Genomic DNA, 1,331 nt, shown 5'->3' with positions numbered 1-1,331 from the left:
CCACCGCTAAATACTTTAGTACCTAATCAGTGACCAGTGACCAGTAATCAGTGATCAGATGTGAGTTTTTATCGGTAAAACCCTACATCCCACACCCTACCTCCAGGAAAAACTTTTTGCCGCAAACCCTAATTAGGGCAGCCATTCCAGTAAAATTCCTAGGGAGCTATCTTTACGGGCGCGGGAATTTTGGGCTTGAATATCGGCAGCTAAACGTAAATTAGAGGTAATCGCATAACCAACCGAAAGAGTAGTCAATCCCACCTCGTTATCACCACCGGGAGAGATAAAACTCTGACTGACGGTGATATCTGCCGCTCCCGTGCGAGAAAGGGCTAATTTGAGCTTTAATCCTAAGTTAAGCCCATCGGTGCTGTAATTTCCTGTTTGAATGTAACGATAGCCCACCATCGGAGCTAGATTGACATAATCGCCCAAAGGGAGGAAATAGTATTGTAAATTTGCTCCTATTGCCGTCCTTTTGCCGTTAAAAGCCGTCTGATAATCGCCGCTTAGGGTTAAACTGGTTTGACCGAAAAACACATCTTCTACCCCCAAAATCACGCCACTGGAATTATCGGTAGAAGGAAACTCTGCATATCCTAAACGGATACGAGTGCGAAAACTAGGATCGCGGCGAATCTCTTCGGCGATATCGGGTATTTTTTCTAACCAACGCTCTAAAACCGGGCTTTCTTGCCGAATTTTCGGGTCTAGGTCTAACTCCGTTTCTGCCCACACAGCACCACTCGCCCCCCATAATAAACTAAGAGCGATCGCATTTACAGAACAGCAAGAGAGCTTAAACATGATCTGCATTATACCCAAGGAGGCAGGAGGCAAGAGGCAAGAGGCAAGAGAAAGAATCTGGCAATAAAGCTTTTAGCTTAACAAATTAGGTTTTAGATTCGGCCTTTGTTATCAGTTATCAGATGTGAGTTTTCAGTTCACTGATTACTGGTTACTGTTTACTTCCCACTTCCCACTCCGACACTCCCCCAAAGGTTACAATTAAAAAAGATAAGATTCCCCGTTATTCTTGAGAGGACGGGGGCAGTAGGAGTAGCAATAGTGGTTAGAATATTAAAACTTTCGCAATTAAGTAGCGCGGAACGGGCAAAACTTCAGAAAAGAGCCGAGTTAGATATTGACAACGCCCTAAAAGTCGCTCAAACGGTCATAGAAACCATCCGCAAACGGGGGGATGCCGGCGTTGTGGACTATGTGCGGCGTTTTGACTACGAAGGTGCGACGGTAGAAAATATCAAAGTCAGCGAGGCAGAATTTGAGCAGGCTTTTCAGTTAATTGAACCGGAAGTAAAAACCGCCAT

2 protein-coding genes are annotated in these 1,331 nt (G+C 45.0%); one reads left to right on the top strand and one right to left on the bottom strand.

The window, feature by feature from the left end:
• Positions 1-132: 132 nt before the first annotated feature.
• Positions 133-819, bottom strand: coding sequence for a hypothetical protein (locus PX481_RS03685; RefSeq protein ID WP_288093702.1), 687 nt, complete (start codon positions 817-819; stop codon positions 133-135).
• Between the two features lie 252 nt (positions 820-1,071).
• Between PX481_RS03685 and PX481_RS03680 the strand changes: the two genes are divergently transcribed.
• A partial coding sequence (locus tag PX481_RS03680; protein WP_288093701.1) for a histidinol dehydrogenase occupies positions 1,072-1,331 on the top strand: 260 nt, incomplete at its 3' end.

Source organism: Microcystis sp. M53603_WE2 (assembly GCF_030065435.1).
Note: the sequence above shows the minus strand (reverse complement) of the source record. Positions and strands in the feature narration are given on the sequence as shown.

What these genes read in the sequence shown, in the direction of transcription:
- PX481_RS03685 (WP_288093702.1), bottom strand. Translation starts at nt 819, where the DNA reads ATGCAGATCATGTTTAAGCTCTCTTGCTGTTCTGTAAATGCGATCGCT.